Origin of the sequence: Kitasatospora sp. NPDC056138, from assembly GCF_042264695.1 — a bacterium.
Taxonomy (GTDB): domain Bacteria; phylum Actinomycetota; class Actinomycetes; order Streptomycetales; family Streptomycetaceae; genus Kitasatospora.
The window spans coordinates 4,646-5,113 of record NZ_JBHJVK010000148.1 but is presented as its reverse complement, the minus strand read 5'-3'; the positions used below and the strand labels follow the sequence as shown (position 1 = coordinate 5,113).

Here is a 468-nt window from a genome sequence, read left to right as displayed (position 1 = left end):
GCTACCTCGCCGGCCTCCACCTACGCGGCGCAATGATCTGGATCAAAGACCTCAGCAGGACCACTCCTTGATCGCGATCAAATACGCTCCCTAGCTCCCCCCGCGCCTTCGGGCGCCCACACGCCCCCGGCCCGTCGGAAAGGGTCATCTGCCGGGCCGGGCCCGCATCACCCCCGCACGACTGCCCGCCCACCCCGGGCGAGCGGAAGCCAACCCGATTGGAGAGGCACATGAGCACCGCCACCATCAAGCCCGGTGACCCCGAGGTCACCAACCTCACCCGCCGCCTGGACCACAGCGTCCCCGACGGCGACTTCGCCCCGCAGACGGGCGCCGACACCCTGACCCGCTGCCTGGACCACAAGGTCCCCGACGGCGACTTCGCCCCGGTCGGCACCGAGGTCTGACCTCAGCCCCCAACTGATGCCGGTTAGTTGACGGCACAGGCGGGTCGGCGAGGGGTGATCT

General features: G+C 69.9%; 1 protein-coding gene. It reads left to right on the top strand.

The features are described 5' to 3' along the window. Window positions 1–230: 230 nt before the first annotated feature. Window positions 231–407 carry a hypothetical protein gene (locus tag ACFC1R_RS38605; RefSeq protein ID WP_375946396.1) on the top strand — a complete coding sequence of 59 codons (177 nt, stop codon included), beginning with the start codon at window positions 231–233 and terminating at the stop codon, window positions 405–407. Window positions 408–468: the final 61 nt, after the last annotated feature.